This window comes from Burkholderia sp. E168m23, assembly GCF_016586125.1.
Classification (GTDB): domain Bacteria; phylum Pseudomonadota; class Gammaproteobacteria; order Burkholderiales; family Burkholderiaceae; genus Burkholderia; species Burkholderia orbicola.
In genome coordinates this window covers 1-19,483 of record NZ_BCPP01000020.1, presented here as the reverse complement: position 1 = coordinate 19,483, position 19,483 = coordinate 1, and the positions used below count along the sequence as shown (strand labels likewise).

General features: G+C 67.3%; 19 protein-coding genes and 2 pseudogenes. 12 read left to right on the top strand and 9 right to left on the bottom strand.

Annotation, left to right across the window (positions count from 1 at the left end):
- Window position 1 precedes the first annotated feature (1 nt).
- The gene (gene blaOXA, locus JMF90_RS02165; protein ID WP_063827309.1) at window positions 2–808 is read left to right on the top strand and encodes an OXA-1043 family class D beta-lactamase; all 807 of its coding nucleotides are present in this window, start codon (window positions 2–4) and stop codon (window positions 806–808) included.
- On the top strand, window positions 805–1,944 hold the full coding sequence (locus JMF90_RS02160; protein ID WP_011548419.1) for an acyltransferase: 1,140 nt from the start codon (window positions 805–807) through the stop codon (window positions 1,942–1,944). The genes blaOXA and JMF90_RS02160 overlap by 4 nt, the downstream gene beginning before the upstream one ends.
- A gap of 240 nt (window positions 1,945–2,184) precedes the next feature.
- On the opposite strand, the gene JMF90_RS02155 is transcribed toward JMF90_RS02160, so the two are convergent.
- Window positions 2,185–2,775, bottom strand: a complete 591-nt coding sequence (locus tag JMF90_RS02155; RefSeq protein ID WP_011548420.1) for a class I SAM-dependent methyltransferase — start codon at window positions 2,773–2,775, stop codon at window positions 2,185–2,187.
- Window positions 2,776–2,948: 173 nt separating this feature from the next.
- Between JMF90_RS02155 and JMF90_RS02150 the strand changes: the two genes are divergently transcribed.
- Window positions 2,949–3,203, top strand: a complete 255-nt coding sequence (locus tag JMF90_RS02150) for a hypothetical protein (RefSeq protein ID WP_011548421.1) — start codon at window positions 2,949–2,951, stop codon at window positions 3,201–3,203.
- A 40-nt stretch (window positions 3,204–3,243) separates the two neighbouring features.
- On the opposite strand, the gene poxB is transcribed toward JMF90_RS02150, so the two are convergent.
- Entirely contained in the window at window positions 3,244–4,965 is a 1,722-nt protein-coding gene (gene poxB / locus JMF90_RS02145; protein WP_011548422.1) for a ubiquinone-dependent pyruvate dehydrogenase, read from the bottom strand.
- Window positions 4,966–5,258: 293 nt separating this feature from the next.
- Complete coding sequence (locus JMF90_RS02140) at window positions 5,259–5,759, bottom strand: Lrp/AsnC family transcriptional regulator (RefSeq protein ID WP_011548423.1); 501 nt, start codon at window positions 5,757–5,759, stop codon at window positions 5,259–5,261.
- Between the two features lie 195 nt (window positions 5,760–5,954).
- Between JMF90_RS02140 and JMF90_RS02135 the strand changes: the two genes are divergently transcribed.
- The gene (locus JMF90_RS02135; protein ID WP_011548424.1) at window positions 5,955–6,971 is read left to right on the top strand and encodes a 1-aminocyclopropane-1-carboxylate deaminase; all 1,017 of its coding nucleotides are present in this window, start codon (window positions 5,955–5,957) and stop codon (window positions 6,969–6,971) included.
- Window positions 6,972–7,167: 196 nt separating this feature from the next.
- Here the strand turns inward: JMF90_RS02135 and JMF90_RS02130 are convergent, their stop codons facing one another.
- The 3 genes from JMF90_RS02130 to JMF90_RS02120 form a co-directional block, all read right to left on the bottom strand.
- Window positions 7,168–8,181 carry a hypothetical protein gene (locus JMF90_RS02130; RefSeq protein WP_011548425.1) on the bottom strand — a complete coding sequence of 338 codons (1,014 nt, stop codon included), beginning with the start codon at window positions 8,179–8,181 and terminating at the stop codon, window positions 7,168–7,170.
- Between the two features lie 130 nt (window positions 8,182–8,311).
- On the bottom strand, window positions 8,312–9,139 hold the full coding sequence (locus JMF90_RS02125) for a hypothetical protein (RefSeq protein ID WP_011545763.1): 828 nt from the start codon (window positions 9,137–9,139) through the stop codon (window positions 8,312–8,314).
- A gap of 120 nt (window positions 9,140–9,259) precedes the next feature.
- On the bottom strand, window positions 9,260–9,847 hold the full coding sequence (locus JMF90_RS02120; protein ID WP_011548426.1) for a tetratricopeptide repeat protein: 588 nt from the start codon (window positions 9,845–9,847) through the stop codon (window positions 9,260–9,262).
- A gap of 362 nt (window positions 9,848–10,209) precedes the next feature.
- Between JMF90_RS02120 and JMF90_RS02115 the strand changes: the two genes are divergently transcribed.
- The 3 genes and pseudogenes from JMF90_RS02115 (at window position 10,210) to atsR (ending at window position 13,483) form a co-directional block, all read left to right on the top strand.
- Window positions 10,210–11,082: a helix-turn-helix domain-containing protein gene (locus JMF90_RS02115; RefSeq protein ID WP_011548427.1), complete on the top strand. Its 873-nt coding sequence runs from the start codon at window positions 10,210–10,212 to the stop codon at window positions 11,080–11,082.
- 62 nt (window positions 11,083–11,144) lie between these two features.
- Window positions 11,145–11,648, top strand: a complete 504-nt coding sequence (locus tag JMF90_RS02110; RefSeq protein ID WP_011548428.1) for a molybdopterin-dependent oxidoreductase — start codon at window positions 11,145–11,147, stop codon at window positions 11,646–11,648.
- A 1-nt stretch (window position 11,649) separates the two neighbouring features.
- Window positions 11,650–13,483: pseudogene (gene atsR / locus JMF90_RS02105) on the top strand (hybrid sensor histidine kinase/response regulator AtsR).
- A 38-nt stretch (window positions 13,484–13,521) separates the two neighbouring features.
- Here atsR and JMF90_RS02100 read toward each other — a convergent pair.
- Window positions 13,522–13,941, bottom strand: a complete 420-nt coding sequence (locus JMF90_RS02100) for a secondary thiamine-phosphate synthase enzyme YjbQ (protein ID WP_011548430.1) — start codon at window positions 13,939–13,941, stop codon at window positions 13,522–13,524.
- Window positions 13,942–13,951: 10 nt separating this feature from the next.
- Window positions 13,952–14,278 (bottom strand): thioredoxin family protein, encoded by a 327-nt coding sequence (locus JMF90_RS02095; RefSeq protein ID WP_006485487.1) that lies wholly within the window; start codon window positions 14,276–14,278, stop codon window positions 13,952–13,954.
- Window positions 14,279–14,488: 210 nt separating this feature from the next.
- On the opposite strand from JMF90_RS02095, the gene JMF90_RS02090 reads away from it, so the two are divergent.
- The 5 genes and pseudogenes from JMF90_RS02090 (at window position 14,489) to JMF90_RS02070 (ending at window position 18,722) form a co-directional block, all read left to right on the top strand.
- Window positions 14,489–15,190 carry a flavin reductase family protein gene (locus JMF90_RS02090; RefSeq protein WP_201317173.1) on the top strand — a complete coding sequence of 234 codons (702 nt, stop codon included), beginning with the start codon at window positions 14,489–14,491 and terminating at the stop codon, window positions 15,188–15,190.
- A 22-nt stretch (window positions 15,191–15,212) separates the two neighbouring features.
- A pseudogene (locus tag JMF90_RS02085) lies at window positions 15,213–16,585 on the top strand (MFS transporter).
- A gap of 53 nt (window positions 16,586–16,638) precedes the next feature.
- A complete protein-coding gene (locus JMF90_RS02080) occupies window positions 16,639–16,971 on the top strand; it encodes a DUF2322 family protein (protein WP_041489425.1) in 333 nt (110 codons plus the stop codon).
- Window positions 16,972–17,077: 106 nt separating this feature from the next.
- Window positions 17,078–17,947, top strand: coding sequence for a PASTA domain-containing protein (locus tag JMF90_RS02075; protein WP_011548434.1), 870 nt, complete (start codon window positions 17,078–17,080; stop codon window positions 17,945–17,947).
- Window positions 17,948–18,089: 142 nt separating this feature from the next.
- Entirely contained in the window at window positions 18,090–18,722 is a 633-nt protein-coding gene (locus JMF90_RS02070; RefSeq protein ID WP_011548435.1) for a LysE family translocator, read from the top strand.
- A gap of 54 nt (window positions 18,723–18,776) precedes the next feature.
- On the opposite strand, the gene JMF90_RS02065 is transcribed toward JMF90_RS02070, so the two are convergent.
- Complete coding sequence (locus JMF90_RS02065) at window positions 18,777–19,457, bottom strand: YebB family permuted papain-like enzyme (protein WP_011548436.1); 681 nt, start codon at window positions 19,455–19,457, stop codon at window positions 18,777–18,779.
- Window positions 19,458–19,483: the final 26 nt, after the last annotated feature.

The following is a 19,483-nucleotide window of genomic DNA, read 5'->3' as shown; positions in this document are numbered from 1 at the left end:
CTTGAAGCACTGGCATTACGCGCTGTTCGCCTTCGCCGGCCTCCTGGCCGCCGCGTCCTCTCACGCGCACCCCGTCTGCACCGTCGTCGCCGACGCCGCCACCGGCAAGCTGCTCGTGCAGCAGGGCGACTGCTCGACCCGCGTAACGCCGGCATCGACGTTCAAGGTCGCCATCGGCCTGATGGGCTTCGACGCCGGCGTGCTGAAGGACGAACACACGCCCACGCTCGAGTTCCACGCCGGCTACCCCGACTGGGGCGGCGCGCCGTGGCGCGAACCGACCGATCCGGCGCGCTGGATGAGGCTGTCGGTCTTCTGGTATTCGGAGCAGGTCACGCAGGCGCTCGGGCAGGCACGCTTCCAGCAGTACACGAGCGCGTTCGACTACGGCAACGCGGACGTCACCAGCAAAGCGGGCGAACTCCCCGGCATGATGGGCGCGTGGGTCAATTCGTCGCTACGGATCTCGCCGCTCGAACAGGTCGCGTTCATGCGCAAGATCGTGCAGCGGACGCTGCCCGTCAGCGCGCACGCGTATGACATGACTGCGCGCATCACGCTGCTCGACGCGCAACGGGGCGGCTGGACGGTGCACGGCAAGACCGGCACCGGCTCGCCGGGCATCCAGTACGACGCGGCACACGCGTACGGCTGGTTCGTCGGCTGGGCGACGAAGGGATCGCGCACGCTGGTGTTCGCGAACCTGATCCAGGACGACGAGCGGCAAACGCCCAATGCCGGCCTGCGCTCGCGCGACACGTTCCTCGCGGCGCTGCCGACGCTCGCCGCCGCGGCCCCGCCGCAATGAGCGCCGCTCCCCGCAACGCCCGCATCGACCTGCTGCGCGGCGTCTCGATCCTGCTCGTCCTGCTGCATCACTTCAACATCGCATATCCGCTGCGCGACACCGCGCTCGCCCGCGTGCTCGGCTGGGACACGATCCATGCGATCGTGCGCAACGGCAACTACGGCGTGACGATGTTCTTCGCGATCTCGGGCTACCTGATCACGTCGAACGCGCGCCGCCGCTGGGGCAGCCTCAGCGCGCTCGACGTGCGTGCGTTCTACGTGTCGCGCATTGCACGGATCGTCCCGTGCCTGCTTCTGCTGCTCGCGCTCGTCAACGGCCTCGCGGCGGCCGGTGTGCCGATCTTCACGAACCATGCGCCGCAGGGCATCGCCGTGTCGTACTGGCTCGTGAATCTGGCATCGCTCACGTTCTGGATGAACGTGCTGATCGGCGCGTACGGATGGGTCAACTACGCGCTCGGCGTGCTGTGGTCGCTGTCGGTCGAAGAGGTGTTCTACCTGTCGTTCCCGCTGCTGTGCATCGCGTTGCGCCGCGACACGCGGCTGTTCGCGTTCTGGCTGCTGATTGCGGCGATCGGTCCCGTGTACCGCTACACGCATCCGGGCGACGAAGGCGGCTTCCTGTACGCGTACTTCGCCTGCTTCGACGGTATCGCGATCGGCTGCTGCACCGCGCTGCTCGCCGAACGCGCGCGCTGGCAGATGCTCGCGGCGGCGCCCGTGCAATGGCTGGTCGCAGCACTGATGACCGCGCTCTATCTCGCGTGGCCGATCGCGCAAAGCCATGTGTTCGGCGTCTCGGCGATGGCGCTCGGCACAGCCGTGCTGCTGATCGGCGCACACGCCGAACACGCCCCCGGTCACGGTCGCCTGCTCGCGCCGCTGCGCTGGAGCGGCCGACTCAGCTACGAGCTGTATCTATTCCATCTGATCGTGCTCGGCGCGCTGCGCACGTTCTGGCCGCCGTCGTCCACGCAGGGCGACGGCAAGCTCGCGCTGCTCGTCGCGTACCTGGCGCTGTCGGCAGCATTGAGTGCGGTCATCGCGCGCGGCTACGCGACGCCGCTCGACCGCTTCATCAAGCGCATCGCATCGCGGCCAGCGGCGCGGATGACCGACAGCGCGCGCGTCTAGTTTTCCGCGTGCGGCGGCGAACAAAAGCCGGCGTCAACGTCAACATCCGCGTCGGAATCCCTGCCTTCGGGGAGCCGAGGACATCAAGTAGCCTGTGCTGCTCACCACGGATGCTTTCGAAATGAAAGGCGATGGTAGGAACCGGATGTGACGGCAAGATGAAGGGAAACTGGAAGGATCGGCAGGGCCGCTGAAAGGATGCGACGGGGCGCCACGTCCGGGCGCCCCGCGCGCGGCGGGTCAGCCGGCGTATTCGGCGGCAGCGCAGCGTACGGTCACGATGCGCGCAGGCGGAATATTTGCCCAGACGATCCGGCTGCCGCTGGCAACGAATGCCGAATCGCCGAGCGGATGGCGACCGGGAGGGCGCAAATCGTACGTGAACTGGATCATCACGCCGTCGGCCGACAGCACCCTCTGACATTGACCGACGATCGCCGCCACGTCCTCGCGCGGCAGCGTGCGCAGCGGCAGGCACGACACGATCGCATCGACCGTGGCGCCCGGCGGCAACAGCCGTTCGAGCCGCCGCGCGTCGCCCGACACGATCGAGATCCCGGGAAAGCGCCGCCGCAGATGCTGCACGAACGCCGGCGAGCGTTCGACCACCACGAGGCGCCGCGGCGCGACACCGCGCTCGAGCAGCGCCGCGGTGATCGCGCCGGTGCCGCCGCCGAGCTCGACGACCAGCCCGTCGCCATCCGGCACCGCGTCGGCCATTTCGCGCGCCAGATGCCGCGAACTCGGGCACAACGCGCCCACCGCGGCCGGCCGGCCGACCCACTCGCGCACGAACAGTGCCGAGACACGCCACGCGTTCGGCCACATCATAGGCAGGCCTCCGGCGCTTGCGCGGTTGGCGGCGGTGTGCCGATGACGGCACGGAACGGGGCTACGGCGACACGGGCAAGGTTCATGTGCATCCTCCTCGGCGAATCGGTCCGCCGCGGGGCGCGCGACGGTCAATCGATTCTAGGAAACGCAAACTTAAGGCGACGTGAAGATTGACCCTGATTCGCCTGACCAATTCGTGCCCGATCACCCGTCGATTTGCGGTTGGCGATCGACGCTCTGCTGAAGTGGGCGGGATAACGCTCGGCGACGATCCGGATCTGCTGGGGCGCCATCTCGATCGCGGCGAGATCGTCGGCCGTCAGCGCTACGACGGTCGAAATAGGGTCAGTATTTCAGCGCGCGGCGTCTCTGCTGCCGCTGCTCGCCGAAGCCGTGCGCGAGCGGGCAGCACAGCCGAGTTGTGAACCGCGCGCCATGCTCACCGCACGACGCGCGCGCCTACCGTCACCGCAAGTTGGTTCTCGCGAGTTCCACGATTTCGTCACCGCGCCCGCTGAGGATAGCGCGCAGCATGAACAGGCTGAAGCCCTTCGCATGCGCGAGCTCGATCTTCGGCGGCATCGCGAGCTCGTACTTCGACGTGACGACGTCCACCACCGCCGGCCCGTCATGCTCGAACGCCGTGCGCAACGCGTGCTCGACGTTCTCCGAATGCTCGACGCGCACGCTGAAGATACCGGCGCCCTTCGCGATCGCCGCGAAGTCGGTCGGGCTCAGATCGACGTTCGTGTCGAGATAGCCGGCCGCCTTCAGCTCCATCGACACGAAGCCGAGCAGGCTGTTGTTGTACACGACGACCTTGATCGGCAGCTTGAGCTGGCGCGCGGTCAGCAGATCGCCGAGCAGCATCGACAGCCCGCCGTCGCCCGACAGCGACACGACCTGCCGCCCCGGATGCGCGCCCTGTGCGCCGAGCGCCTGCGGCATCGCGTTCGCCATCGACCCGTGATTGAACGACCCGTGCAATTGCCGCTTGCCGTTCATCGTCAGGTAGCGCGCGGCCCACAGCGTCGGCGTGCCGACGTCGGCCGTGAAGATCGCATCCTCCGCCGCGACTTCGTCGACGATCTTCGTCAGATACTGAGGATGGATCGCGCGGCCCGGCGGCTCGGCCACCGCGAGATCGTCGAGCCCCTTGCGCGCGGCCGCGTAGTGCTTCAGCGCGTTCTCGAGGAACCGCCGCTGCGTCTTGCGCGTCAGCCGCGGCAGCAGCGCCGCGATCGTTTCCTTCACCGTGCCGACGAGCCCGAGCGCGAGCGGCGCGCGATGGCCGAGCTGCGAGCCCTTCCAGTCGATCTGCGCGATCTTCGCGTTGGCCGGATAGAACGGCCGGTACGGGAAATCCGTACCGAGCATCAGCAGCGTGTCGCACGACTCCATCGCGTGATAGCCGGAACTGAAACCGATCAGCCCCGTCATCCCGACGTCGAACGGGTTGTCCCATTCGACGAACTGCTTGCCGCGCAGCGCATGCACGACCGGCGCGCCGAGCGTGTCGGCCAGCGCGACCACCTCGTCGTGCGCGCCCTGCGTGCCGCTGCCGCACAGCAGCGTGACCGCATCCGACCCGTTGAGCAGCGCCGCGAGCCGGTCGAGATCGGCATCGGCCGGCAGGATCGACGGCGGCGCCGATTCGCTCCACGCCGGCGCCTCGTCCGGGCCGTCGCCGAGCGCGATGTCGCCCGGCAGCACGATCACCGCCACGCCGCGCTCCTCGATCGCGGTGCGCATCGCCCGCGCCAGCACGCGCGGAAACTGCGACGCGTTCGTCACGAGCTCGGCGAAGTGACTGCATTCGCGGAACAGCTCCTGCGGATGGGTTTCCTGGAAATAGCCGAGACCGATCTCGGTCGACGGAATGTGCGCGGCGATCGCGAGCACCGGCTGGTGATTGCGGTGGCAGTCGTACAGCCCGTTGATCAGGTGCAGGTTGCCGGGCCCGCAACTGCCCGCGCACACCGCGAGCCGCCCGGTCGACGCGGCGTCGGCGCCGGCCGCGAACGCCGCGCTTTCCTCGTGCCGCGTGTGCATCCAGCGGATCGAGCCGAGCTGGCTCAGGCTGAACGACAGGCCGTTCAGGCTGTCGCCCGTCACGCCCCAGATGCGCTCGACGCCCGCTGCCGCCAGCGTCTTCGCCAGGTATTCCGCCATCGTCTGTCTTGCCATGATGCCCTCGCTCGTTGATCGGTCGTCGATTGATCCGGCGGCGGCGCCTGCGGCCTTCGCCGAGATGACGGGACGAGCATACGCGATCGCGCCGGGCGGCGTCGTGACGGTGCAAGCGGCATGGCATGCGCGACAGCGCGGCCGGGCCCGTTCGCGCGGTCAGCCCGCTCTTTCCGCGCGATCGGAAGAGCGTCGCTGCCGCCTGGGCAATCCGTGCACGCGGGCCGACACGAGCTCGACCGGACGCCGCTTCGTCCGAAAGCGTCCACCCGGCCACGCGCGGACGTCATGCGCTATACCGGCAGCGCATGCGTCGACAGGATCTCCTTGAGCACCATGAACGAGCGCACCTGCCGTACCCCGGGCAGGTACAGCAGCTGTTCGGCATGCAGCCGATTGAAGCTGTCGTTGTCGCGCGTACGAACGAGCATGAAATAGTCGAATTCGCCGGTCACGACATGGCATTCGACACACCCTGACACTTTCTGCGCGGCCTTCTCGAACGCGGCGAACGTTTCCGGCGTCGAGCGATCGAGCACGAAGCCGATCACGACCAGCATCCCGGCACCGAGCGGCTTCGGGTCGAGCAGCGCGACGATGCCGCGAATCAGCCCCATTTCCTTCAGCCGCTCGACGCGCCGCAGGCATGCCGGCGCGCTCAGCTTCACTTTCGCCGCGAGGTTCACGTTCGAGATCGAGGCGTCCTGCTGCAGTTGCCGCAGGATCGCGCGGTCGATGCGGTCGAGCGCCGGTGCGGCGTCGGCGGGTGATGCGCTGCCGCGGTCTAATTTCATTGCGCCAATCTCCTTTTCAGCGAATCGTAATTGTTTATTTTTAATTCACAGCGTCGATAAAGTAGGTCGACGCAATTCATTTCGCAAGCTCATTTCCCGCGCTTCTGCCTATCATTTTCGTCATCGGCGCACGGCCTGCCGGCCGCGCCCGAACGATCCGATTTCCCGCCTTGTTCCCCTTCCGGAGCCCCGCCGATGAATCTGCAACGCTTCCCCCGTTATCCGCTGACGTTCGGCCCGACGCCCATCCAGCCGCTCAAGCGCCTGAGCGCGCATCTCGGCGGCAAGGTCGACCTGTATGCGAAGCGCGAGGACTGCAACAGCGGCCTCGCATTCGGCGGCAACAAGACGCGCAAGCTCGAATATCTCGTTCCCGACGCGCTCGCGCAGGGCGCCGACACGCTCGTGTCGATCGGCGGCGTGCAGTCGAACCAGACCCGCCAGGTCGCGGCCGTCGCCGCGCATCTCGGAATGAAATGCGTGCTCGTGCAGGAGCACTGGGTCAACTATGAAGATCCGGTGTACGACCGGGTCGGCAACATCCAGTTGTCGCGGATGATGGGCGCCGACGTGCGGCTCGTCTCCGACGGTTTCGACATCGGCATTCGCCGCAGTTGGGAAGAAGCGATGGAGAGCGTGCGACAGGCGGGGGGCAAGCCGTATCCGATTCCGGCCGGCTGCTCCGAGCATCCGCTCGGCGGGCTCGGGTTCGTCGGCTTCGCGGAAGAAGTGCGGGCGCAGGAAGCGCAGCTCGGCTTCAAGTTCGACTACGTCGTCGTCTGCTCGGTGACGGGCAGCACGCAGGCGGGAATGGTCGTGGGCTTCGCGGCCGACGGACGCGCGGACCGCGTGATCGGCATCGACGCATCGGCGAAGCCGGAACAGACACGCGAACAGATCACGCGCATCGCGCGGCATACGGCCGAGCTGGTCGAGCTGGGCCGCGATATCGTCGAACAGGACGTCGTGCTCGACACGCGTTACGGCGGACCCGAATATGGTCTGCCGAGCGACGGCACGCTGGAAGCGATTCGGCTGTGCGCACGGCTGGAAGGCATGCTGACCGATCCCGTTTATGAAGGGAAATCGATGCACGGGATGATCGACAAGGTGCGGCTCGGGGAATTCGAGCCGGGGTCGAAGGTGCTGTATGCGCATCTCGGCGGGGCGCCGGCGTTGAGTGCGTATAACGGGATTTTTCGCAACGGGTGACGTCGCTTTTCGAGACAGTTCGCACTCAACGGCCCCGGTACCCAAACCGACACACGTATAAATTGAAATGCCGCCGGCAAACCGGCGGCAAAAGATGCGTCCACGGATGCGGCGCACCTGAGGCACTCGATTCAACGTGCTCGGATCGTGCTAGTTGCAACGACTCGCGCAATGCAGCAGCGGGCAACGCGCCCGCTTAGTTCTGCGTGAGCGGATTTAGCGTCGTGCACAGGAAGCCCGTGCAGTTCTTCGGCGTGAAATAGAACGACGCCGTCACCGGCGCGGGGGTGCCGAGCGCGATATCGCTCAGATAGGCGGCGCCCTGCGCGCCGAACGTATTCGCCTGCTGCACGAAGCTCGCGCCGGTCGACTGGATCGCGGCCGACTCGTACGAGAAGGTCGGCGACTGCGTCTGGTCCTTCACGTAGATCCACGAGATCGCGGTGCCGAATGCCATCCCGCCCTTCGCGCGATAACCCTTCGCCCCTTCGCTGTTGGCCTGTGCGACGAAGTCGCTGACCGTCGACGTCGGCGCCAGCGCGTCGTACGTATAGGTCGCGTTCGACGCGTTGTTCTTCATGTACACGTTCGCCTGCACGGCGCCCACCATCAGCGGGCCGAGGAACCAGTAGCCCGACTGGCCCTGGCCGTTCGCCTGCGTGAGGAACGCGTTGGCATCGGCCGGCAGGCCGGTCGTCGTGTACGTGTAGGTGGCGGACGAACCGCCATCCTTGCGATAGAGATCGCCGTACGTGAGCGGCCCTTCGTAGCGGTAGCCGCTCGCCCCTTGCGCGTTGGCCGCGTTGACGAAGGACGTCATGTCCGCCGGCGCCGTCTGCAACTGGTACGTGTAGGTCTGCGCGGTGCCGTCGTTCACGAAGATCGACTGCGTTCCGCCGTTGCCCGCGGTGTAGAAGTAGTCGCCCAGATAGCGATAGCCCTTCGCGCCTTCGTTGTTGACCAGCGTCAGGAAACTCGCGCGATCGGCCGCGACAGGCTGCGCCTCGTAGCGCCACGTCAGCGTGCTGCCGCCCGAGCCACCCGAACCGCCGTTGCCGCCGGAACCCGTGCCGCCCGAACCGGTGCCGCCGCTTCCGCCGTTGTTGCTCGTGCCCGATCCGCCGGACGCCGCGGGCGAGGAATTGTCGTCACCGCCGCCGCAAGCGGTCAGCGCGAGGCAGGTCAATGCGATCAGTGCAACGGCTTTCATCGGGGTCACCTTCTGAACGAACAGGACGAACGCAGCCCGTACGCGCGAATCACGCCGCACGCACCGGCCATCACGAATCAAGAATCAGAAATCAGGAATCGGCCGGCGGCATCCCGCCGGCCCGGCAACGTCAGTTCACCTGCAGCTGGCCACCGCGGCCCAGCCCGCCCTTCACGTCCTGCGCCTTGTAGCTGCGCAGCGCGACGACCATCTTGTTGTACGCGTCGATGAACGCCACGACCGTCGCCTTGCCTTCCGGCGTCGACGAGAAGCCCGCCAGCGCGCCGCCCACGCCGCCGCCGAAGCCGCCCAGCGCCGCGCCGTAGTTCGTCGCCGTCGAGCTGCCTTCCGACGCCGCGATCTGCACCGCCGAGCGCACGTCGAACAGCGTCAGCGTCACCACCGACGCCTTCGTCTGCAGGTGGCCCGCCACCGCCGCCACCGCGCTGTTGCCGATCAGCCCGCCGATCATGCTGCCGATCCCGCCGATCGGCGAATCGTTGATCACGATCTGCGGCTCCATGTAGTAGTCGGCCGCGACACGCTGGCCCTTCTGCTGCTTCGAGCCCGCGCGGTATTCGCCCGAGTTGCGCTGCAGCTGCGTGATGCGCGACAGGCGCGCGTCGCTCTTCTGGTTGCCGATCGACGTGATCACGAAACAGTTCGACTGCTGCACGGCCAGCCGCAGCAGCGGATCAATGCTCGTCACCTTGGTGGCGCTGCCGAACTGGCCCCACCAGTCGGCGTTGCGGCCGTCGTCGACGGCGATCGTGCCGAGCGGCGACGTGCAGCGCTGCAGTTGCGAATCGGCGCCGGCGCTCGCGCCGCCTGCCGCCGCGCCCGTCACGCCCGCGTTCTGGCCGCCGGGCGTCACCACGCCGCCGCAGCCCGCGACGGACGCGCCAAGCGCTGCCACCAGCGCACCTTGAGTGAGACGTTGGGAAAGGTTGGTCTTCATGTCGTTGTCGATCGATTAGAGTCGTTGTTCGGCTTATGTGTCCGTGCGAACTTCGATAAGCCCCCCGGCGTGGCGCGCGATGGTGGTCTCCCCGCGGCTGCCCCGTTGCCCGATGCCCGGTCAGTAGTACCAGTACGTCTGCTGCCAGACGCCGTAGTACGGATAGCCCGAGTACCAGTAGCCGTAATAGGTGTCACGCCATTGCGTGCGCCATTTCCAGTCTTCTTCGTCCTCTTTCTTCGCCTTGCGCGCGAGATCGAGCAGCTTTTTCGATTCCTTGTCGCCGCGAGCGGCCGCGATCGACAGCCACTTCTCCGCTTCGCGCGCATCCGAGCCCATTTCCTCGAGACCGAACAGGTAGAAACTGCCGAGCGCCTTCTGCGCGTTCAGGTCGCCGCGCTCGGCCGCTTCGCGCATCCACTTGAGCGCCTGATAGCTGTCCTGGCGCACGCCGTCGCCGCGGAAATAGCGCAGGCCGAGGTCGTAGGCGGCCTTCGGCTGGGTTTTCGCGGTTTGCTTGAGCGCGGCGATGCGCGGATCGTCCCGCTCTTCCGCATCGTCCCTTTTTTGATAGGAGACCTGATCTTTAGGGCGATCGGAACAACCTGTGTCGTCGCAGATCCGTACCGTGCTGGCGGTGACCGACGGGTCTTGCGCGCACGCGGCCAACAGCAACAGCAGCCCCGGTGCGAGTAGACGGCGATACATGGGTACTTTCCTCAAGTTTTATTGGCGCCGCAATTCTTCGAGCTATCCCACCCCGTGAGCTCGTACCTGGTTGCGCGCGGCGCAGCGGATACAATTTCATCCGCCAACGCCGACACGCAGTCCTAGGCTCTCTCAGGTTCTCTCTTCGAATCGTTCCATCACTATTTCATTGCTGCCGATTTTCGCTGCCCGACCGGGGTCAGCAACGCTCTCCAAACATGACGCAACAAACAATAGTGACGTGGTGAGCAATAATAATGGAGAAAAACGGCATGTCAAGGCCCTTGGCGTGTTTGAAGTTTGCGTGACACGTCAGTTTTGATATGCTCTCCCTCGCCAAAAACCCTGGAGACCCCATCGAGATGTCCACCACCGAGCAGGCCAACGTCGATCTCATCACCGCCAACAAGGTGCGCGATCTCCTGAACCGGAACGGCATTCCGCCGCGAAGTCACAACACGACGATCGCCAACGTGCTCGGGCTGAGTTTCTCGGTCGTCACGCGCAAGATGAAGGGCTTGATCCCGTGGAACCTGTCGCAGTTGCAGGACATCGCGACGCACTTCGGCGTGCCGCCCGCGATCCTGCTCGACGACAAGGGCACGCAGCCGGCCGCGGCCGAGATGATCGACGCGACATTCGTGATCGAGTCGAAGCGCTTGCGCTGCCGCGCCGCGATCTCGACGAAGGCCACCAGCCAGATCGAAACGGATTTCGTCGCGCTGCAGTGGCAGGGCGAATGGATCGTCACCGAGCGCGAGCACGCGCGCGAGGGCCGCACGTATCCGGTCGACGTGATCGAGCTGCGCTCGGCGCAGCCGAACGTGTATGCGGCGCGGATCGCCGTGGTCGACGATTCGCACGACGTCGCCGAAACGGTCTGTGAATATTTCATCGAGAAAGGCGTGAACGCGATTCCGTACTTCGACGGCGCGAGCTTCCGCAAGGCGCTGGAGGTCGAGGATTTCGACGGCTACATCCTCGACTGGATGCTCGGCGACCAGACGGCCGCCGAACTCGTGCGCGGCATCCGCTCGAGCGAGAACAGCGGCGCGCCGATCTTCCTGCTGACCGGCAAGATCTCGACCGGCGAAGCGAGCGAGGACGAAATCGCGCACATCGTGTCGCACTACAACGCGCGCTGCGAAGAAAAGCCGGTGCGCCTGCCGATCCTGTTCGCGGAAGTCGCCCGCGAACTGAAACTCACGCTGCCGGCGGCGTCGGCCGCGAACTGAGAACCGGAAACCGCGGCCGGAACGACAACCCGCTACCCGCACCACCAGACCGAGGGAAAGACATGCGCGTTTCAACCATCTGGATCAAAAGCCTGCTGACGGCATGCCTGCTCGGGATGACCGTCGCGGCGTGGGCGGCGGCGTCGTTCACGTTTACCGTCGACGGCAAGATCAGCAAGAGCAACCAGCAGGGGAAGATGACCTACGTCTTTTCCGAGCAGGCGCTGATGGCGCTGCCGCAGCATACGATCGTCACGTCGACGAGCTGGACGCCGAAGGCGACCTTCACCGGCCCGCGCCTGTCCGACGTGCTGAAGACGGTCGGCGCGCACGGCACGCAGATCGAATTTCGCTGCATCGACGAATACACGTTCACGATTCCCGTGTCGGACGCCGACAAATACGGCGTGATCCTCGCGCGGACGATGAACGGCAAGGTGCTCGGCAACGACAACTACGGCCCGCTGTGGATCATGTATCCGCGCGACCAGTATCCCGACGAGCTGAAGACGCCGCTCGGCGAGGCCAAGTTCGCGTGGCAGATCATCGGTCTGACCGTGAAGTGACATGACGCGGCGGCGATGGAAAAATAGAAAAATCATCCTGGTCCTCGGCTCGCTGTGGATCATGGGGTTCGCCGCGTGGGCGTTCCTGCTGTGGGATCTCCTCGCCACCTCGGTCAACGAGGGCGTGCTCGAGGGGCCGCGCGAAGGCGTGTTCTGGACCGCCGCGCAATACCGCAACGTGTATACCCGCTTCGATCGCCAGCTGATTCTCTACGCGACGCGCGAGGACGATGACTTCGATCACCTGCAGATGCAGCTCGACAGCCTGTCGGTGTCGTTCGGGTTCCTGCAGCGGCCCTCGGAAGTGTCCCAATACTGGCTGCGCATCCCGCGCGCGCGCAATGAGATCGACGCGCTCGGCGAATTCATGACGCGCCTGAAGCGCGAGGTGCCGCTACTGCGCGACTCGCCGAAGCAGGCGCGTCAGGTGATCGACGAAGTCAACGCGTACTGGCCGAAAGTCAACGGCCTCGCGAACTACTTCCGCGCGATCGAAATGGCGCAGCGCGATTTACACGTTCCATCAACTGAAGGACAAGCAGCGCGCGATCCTGATCCTCGGCATCGTGCTCGGCGTGATCCTGTGCGCGCTGTTCCTGCTGCTGTTCTATACGATGCGCACGCGCGACGACCTGCTGGAGCGGCAAAACGCGGCGCTCGATGCGGAGCGCAAGGCGTCCGACCGCGCGTTCGAGATGATCGAGGCGAAGAACGCGTTCCTCGGGATGGTCAGCCACGAGCTGCGCACGCCGCTGCAGGCGATCTGCGGATCGATCGAGATCCTGCTCGCGCGCCCGCAATCGGATGCGAACCTGAAGACGATCCGGCGGCTGCAGAATTCCGCGCTGTCGCTGGAGGCGCTCGTCAAGGACCTCACCGACTACATCAAGCTGCGCTCGACGAAGCGCGTCGCCGAACTCGATACCGTCGGCATCGCGCCGCTGCTTGCCGAAGTGCTCGAACCGCTGCGCGAGAGGATCGCGACGAAACGGATCACGGTCACGCAGCACGTCGAGCCGGCCGGCCTCGCGATCTGCTCAGATCGCAAGCTGCTGCGACAGGTGCTGTCGAACCTGATCGAAAACTCGGTCAAGTACACGACCGGCGGCTCGATCACGGTGGCGATCACGCTCGCCGATGCGCCGGCCGGCCAGCAGGTGAGGATCGCCGTACGCGACACCGGCGCGGGCATCGCGAAGCAACATCTGTCGAAGATCTTCGAGCCGTTCTATCGCGCGAACGACGCGGTCGGGCTGCACGTGGACGGGATCGGCATGGGGCTCGCGGTCGTGCGCGAAATCGTGACGACGCTGCGCGGGCATGTGGACGTGCGCAGCGTGGTCGGCGAAGGCAGCGAGTTCGTCGTGACGCTACCCGTCGAAGTGCCGGGCGTCGACACGGCCGGCACCGTGGCAGGCGATGCGCCCGCGCTGCCGCCCGTACCGGCGCACTGCGGCCGGCGCGCGCTGATAGTCGACGACAACGACAACGCGCGCGAAACGCTCGGCGCGATGCTGTCGGCGCTCGGCCTCGAGGTGGATCTGTGCGGCACCGGGCAGGAAGGCGCCGCGCGCTTCGGTACGGGCCGCTACGATCTCGTCGTGCTCGATCTCGAACTGCCGGACCTGAGCGGATTCGACGTGGCGCGGCGCATTCGCGCGATGGCGCAACCCGATGGCAATGGCAATGGCGATGGCCGGCGTCCGGCGATCCTCGGCGTCAGCGCGTATGAATCGGCCGCGCTGCGCGAGAACCAGCGGGTATTCGACGCGTTCCTGCCGAAGCCGGTTCACCTTCGCGAACTCGGCGCGCTCGTCGAGAAGCTGCTCGCCTGAGCGCGGCGTCACGCGTTTCCTACCGCTCGTCCGCTCGCTTATTCGCCGATCAGATGCAGCACGATGTCACGCCGGTGCGCCGCGCGGCGATGCTCGAACACGTAAATCCCCTGCCACGTGCCGAGCACCATGCGTCCGTGCTCGACCGGAATCGACAACTGCACCTGCGTGAGCGCCGTGCGCAGATGCGCGGGCATGTCGTCGGCGCCTTCGGTGTCGTGTTCATAGCGCGTGTCATCCTCGGGCGCGAGTGTCGCGAAATAGCGTTCGATATCGCGCTGCACCGACGGGTCCGCATTCTCCTGGATCAGCAGCGACGCCGACGTATGGCGGCAGAACACGGTGAGCAGGCCGGTGCGGATCGCCTGCTGGTCGACGAACGCGCGCACCTGCGGCGTGACTTCGACGAGCCCGCTGCCACGCGTATCGACACCGACGTGCGTAATCGCCTGTTGCATCGCCATGACCTCAGGCCAGCGCGGCGAAGCCGTCGGCTTCGATCTGTTTCGCATCGGCGGGGCGCACGACGCGCGCGACTTCGACCCCATCGCGCAGGAAGACCAGCGTCGGCCACAGCTTCACGCCGAACGAGCGGCCGAGCGGACGGCCGGGGCCGTCCTCGATCTTCAGGTGCCGCACGGCAGGATGCGCGGAGAACGACGCCGTGATCGCAGGCTGCGCGCCTGCGCAGATCCCGCACCAGTTCGCGCCGAATTCGATGACGGTTGCGCCGCCCAGTGCGTCGACTTCCGCGCGGGTCGGCGCGTTGGCGGTATAGCGTTGCTCGGTGTCCATCAGGCCCTCGTGTGCGTTGGCGGAACGTGACTGCACGCGCCGGCGCGATGCGGGCGCGTGCGGCCTTCGATTTCTTACTGTAGCGGAAAAGCCCGCGCGCTGCCGGCGCGGTCCGCGCGCATCGTCCGGAATGACACGACAAGAATCGGAGCGCCGCATCGCCGCGACGGGATCAGCATGGGAACCGATCCCGTCAACGAGGCTTCGACCATGAATGCGCCGCATTGCGTCACCGAACCGAACATCCTCTACTTCGGCACGCCCGTCGTGCTGGTCAGCACGCTGAACGAAAACGGCACGGCCAATCTCGCGCCGATCTCGTCCGCGTTCTGGCTCGGCTGGCGCGGCGTGATCGGCATCGCCGCCAGTTCGCAAACCACCCGCAACCTGCTGCGCACCGGCGAATGCGTGCTGAACCTGCCGTCGTCGGCGCAGGCGGACGCGGTCGACCGGATCGCGCGCACGACGGGCACGTACCCGGTACCCGACGGCAAGCGCGCGAAAGGCTACGTATTCGAACCGGACAAGTTCGGCACGGCCGGGCTGACCGAAGCGGCATCGCAAACCGTCACGCCGCCGCGCGCGCTCGAATGCCCGGTGCACATGGAGGCGGTCGTCGCGGCCACCTACGGAATCGGCGAGGACACGCCCGACCTGCGCGGCCGCATCCGCGTGTTCGAGCTGCGCATCCAGCGCGTGCACGTGCATCCCGACCTGCTGATGGACGGTCATCCGGACCGCATCGATCCGGACAAGTGGTCGCCGCTGATCATGAGCTTCCAGAAGTTCTACGGGCTAGCGCCGCGGCAGGTGCATCCGTCGCGGCTCGCCGAAATTCCCGAACGCGCGTATCGCAGCCCCGACATCGAGCGTTCGCGCGACGCGGGCACGCTGGCCGGTAGCGCACGGTAATGAAGCGCGCGGGAGAACGCCTGTGAATTCGATACGCCGCCCTGCTGCCACCCGTGCGGCCGATGTCGCCGCGCCGGCCCGGCACCGCCTCGTACTGCCGGCGCTGTGCATCGCCGTGCTGATCGCGCAGATCGACACGGCGATCGTCAATCTCGCGACCGAACCGATCGGCGCCGCGTTCGGCGCCCGCGTCGCCGCGCTGCAGTGGGTGATCGACGCGTACAACCTCGCGTATGCGGTGCTGCTGCTGCTCACGGGCGGCCTGATCGACGACCTGTACGGCCGGCGGCGTGCATTCGTGCTCGGCGCGACGGTGTTGAGCGGCGCGTCGGTCGTGTGCGCGCTCGCGCCGACGCTGGCGTGCTGATCGCGGGCCGCACGCTCGCCGGCGCGGGCGCCGCGCTGCTGATCCCCGCGTCGCTCGCGATCGTCCGCGTGCTCTGGCGCGATCCGGCCGAACGCGCACGCGCGCTCGGCATCTGGGCCGCGTGCGGCGGCATCGCGATGATCGTCGGCCCGACGCTCGGCGGCGTGCTGATCCACGCGTTCGGCTGGCGCAGCATCTTCGGCGTCGTGATTCCGTTCGGCATCGCCGCGATCGCACTCGCCAGCGCCGTCGTGCCGGAATCGGCCGATCCGCGGGGCCGGCGCTTCGATCCGGCCGCCCAGGTGCTCGGTGCGATCGCGATCGGCTGCGTCGTATTCGCGACGATCGACGCGCGCCACGACCCGCTGCGCGCGCCGCTGCTGATCGGGACCGGCGCGGCCGCGATCGCGCTGTTCGTGCGGATCGAACGGCGGCTCGGCACGGCCGCGCTCGTGCCGCTCGACCTGTTCGCGAATCGCGCGTTCCGCGGGATGCTGGTCGGCAACGGCGCGATGACGTTCGGCGGCTACGGGATGCTGTTCGTGCTGCCGCTCGCATGGCAAAGCCACCACGTGCTCGATGCCACCGGTGCCGGCCTCGCGCTGCTGCCGATGTCGGTGCCGTTCGCGCTCGTGTCGTTCGGCTCCGGTGCCGTTGCGGCCCGCGTCGGCGCACGCACGGCCGGCGCTGGCTGCGTCGCGCTGATGGGGCTCGGGCTCGCCGCGATCGGCATCGGCGCGGCCGGGTCGACGAATCCGCACGCGCCGATGCTCGCGTGGGCCGAGGCGGGGCTCGCGCTGACCGGCACGGGCCTCGGCCTCGCGGTCGGCTCGCTGGCCGCGACGGCCGTCGGCGCGGTCTTCGGCGTCGCGCTGCTGGGCGCGCTGTACGACGCGTGCGGCGGCGGCGCGTCGGGGCTGCGGGTCGCGATGCTGACGGGCAGCACGCTGCAGCTCGCGGGCGCGGCGCTCGCGTGGCGCACGGCCGGCACCGGCACGCGGGCCGGCGCACCGAGGCCGATCGGATAAGATACGGCCGGCCACGCACCTTGGCCCATGACCGAACCGACGGAGTGTTTTCAGTGATTCAACCGACCGAAGTATTCAAGGACAACCTCGCGCAACTGCCGGCCATCGACGGCATCGCGCGCATCGATCTCGTCGGCGCGAACGGCGACGTGGCCGCGACCATCGAGAACCAGCCGGGCAAGCAGGGCTCGCTCGCGGTGTACCACTATCTGAAGCAGACGTTCGGCACGCTCGACGCGAAAGCGGCCGAGCACGGCCTCGCGGTGTTCGCCGAGCATACGGCCGACGCGCGCAATCGTCCGGGCGCGCACCCGAACGTCGATCGTCTGCTGGCGATCGTGGCCGGCGGCGACGCACTGCGCATCGACGTCGTCGCGAAGGACTGAGTCGGCGGCGACACGCACGCGTGCCGCCAGGCGGCGCGCGCGACCGTGGCGGACCGGCGAAAAAGCGCTTGCCCCGCCCGTCCCACTTTCCCCAGAGACAACCAGCGTGCTTCCTTCCGTTGCCTCACCGCTCAGCCGGCATCTGGCGTCGATCGTTTCGATCGCGGTACTTGCCGGCGCCACGTTCGGCGGCACGGCATCGGCCGAGCCGCTGCGCACGGCCTCCGATATCGCCGGAGCGTCGCTCGTGCCGCTCGGCACGCTGCCGCACTCGCCTGAAAGCGGTTCGCTCGATCCGTTCTGCACGCAATATCGCGCGAAGTCGACCACGGCGGCCGGCCGCGAAGTCGCGAAGCGCGACTGGATCGTGACATCCGAGGCACCGCTCGGGCACTACACGGTCGTGAGCTTCGCGAGCGGATTCAACGCCGGCACGAGCGCGATCTGTTTCGCGCGCAACGGCAACCTCGGCGTATTCGACGGCGCGACGCTCGTCGCGCTCGGCTACACGGCGCGCAAGGCAGGCTGGCAGCTCGGCTCGGTCGATCGTCTGGAAAACGGTGCACTGCTCGTCTGGGGCGGCGACGGCCCCGGAGCGCCCGTCGGCGAGCTGCACGAGGAAAACGGCGGCCTGCGGCTGACCCGCGTAGCCGCCGAAAGCACGCACTGCAGCGGCCGCGCGGTCGTGCCGAACGTATACGGCAAGCCGCTCGACGCGGCCCGCAAGATACTGATCGCGCATGGCTGGCAACCGCTGCGGCCGCGCGAGAAGCCGGACGCGATGGACGGGGCTGCAACGCTCGCGAAGCACGGCATTATCGAAGCCGAAGCGTGCTCGGGCACCGGCGTCGGGTATTGCGCGCTGCGCTACCGGAATGCGGCCGGCGTGCTCGGCGTGACGACGGTGGGCGGCGAGCCGGACCGGCCTTCCGAGAACACCGTGATCGACTATCAGGTTGCCTGTCGCAAGCAGTGAACGGCGTGCAGGCGGCGCATGCGCAATGCATGCGTCATGCGATCCGTGCCGCCAGGCCATCGTCCGTTCGCTCGATTGACCGGCCTCGCGCGCCCTCCTACACTGAGTTCCCTTTTACGCCGCACCAGCAAAAGGGACTGCCATGATCGACCTCTCCACGCTCGCGCTGTTCTCCGGCGCGTGTCTCGCGCTGACCATCACGCCCGGCCCCGACATGTTGCTGATCGCGTCCCGCAGCGTGAGCCAGGGCCGGCGCGCCGGCTTCGCGACGCTCGCGGGCATTCAGGCCGGCACCTACTGCCACGCGCTGGCGGCCGCGTTCGGTCTGTCGCAGCTCTTCGTCGCGGTGCCGCTCGCGTATGACGTCGTGCGCTTCGCCGGCGCCGCGTATCTGCTGTATCTCGCCTGGAAAACGTTCCGTTCGGACGCGACCGCGCTGTCGCCGGTCGCGTCGCAACGTCGCCGCTCGACCGCGACGATCTTCCGCCAGGGGCTGACGACCAACCTGCTGAACCCGAAGATGGCGCTGTTCGTGCTCGCGCTGTTCCCGCAGTTCGTGCGGCCCGAGCAGGGTTCGATCGCCGTGCAGATTCTCGTGCTGGCGACGGTGCTCAACCTGATCGGGCTCGTCGTAAACGGCGCGGTGATTCTGTCCGCGAGCCGGCTGAGCCAGCGGATCGGCGCGCGCCGCCGGCCGTCGAAGGTGCCGCAGTATCTGCTGGGGTCGGTGTTCGTGGGGCTGGCGGCGCGGCTCGCGATGGCGGGACGGCACTGAGGGCAGCCAGCAGCGCGAACGGAACCGTGCGAGCCCCGACGACACACGAGGCCGTCAGCCGTCGCGACCGGTGCCCGAATCACGCGTGTCCATCACCACGCGCAACGAACCGCTATCGAGGATGCTTGCCGGCGTCACCGTGCGGCGGTGCCACGGAATCCGGCCGAAATACCAGATCCTCCAGAAGCCGAGCGGATGATCGGGATTCCGGTGCAGCAGCGTGTCGAAGGTCTCGACGTCGCCGAGCACGATCCGCGTCGCATCGCACACAACCTCGCGCACGAAACGTGAGCAGAACTGCCGGCGCGACGCGAGATTGAAACCCGTGTCGTAGACCACACCGATCCGGCGCATCGCCGCGGCGACGAGTTCGCGACGCTGCGCGGCGTCGAGCGGCTGCCTGAGCCGCGCGATCACGCATGCGCCGCGATCGGAGCGCGCGAGAACCCGCGACATCGTCGTGACGCGCGACAGCGGAAACGTGCTTTCGGCGATCAGCGTCTCGCCGCCGCGCTCGCCGACGACGATGCCGACGTGATTCGTCCATGAACGCGTCGCGCTCGCCACTTCGAGAAACGGCCGCACGGTGACGCGGATGAAGACGATGTCGCCGATTTCCGGTTCGGCCGGCAACGGCTCGGCAAGCGAGTCGGGAGCGCCGGCGGAAAGGAGCCGCCGCCGGCGCGCGCCGGGCGAACGGATCAGAAGCGGCTGGCGGCCCGGGTCGACGACCATACGAACCTCGCGCGAGTGGACATGAC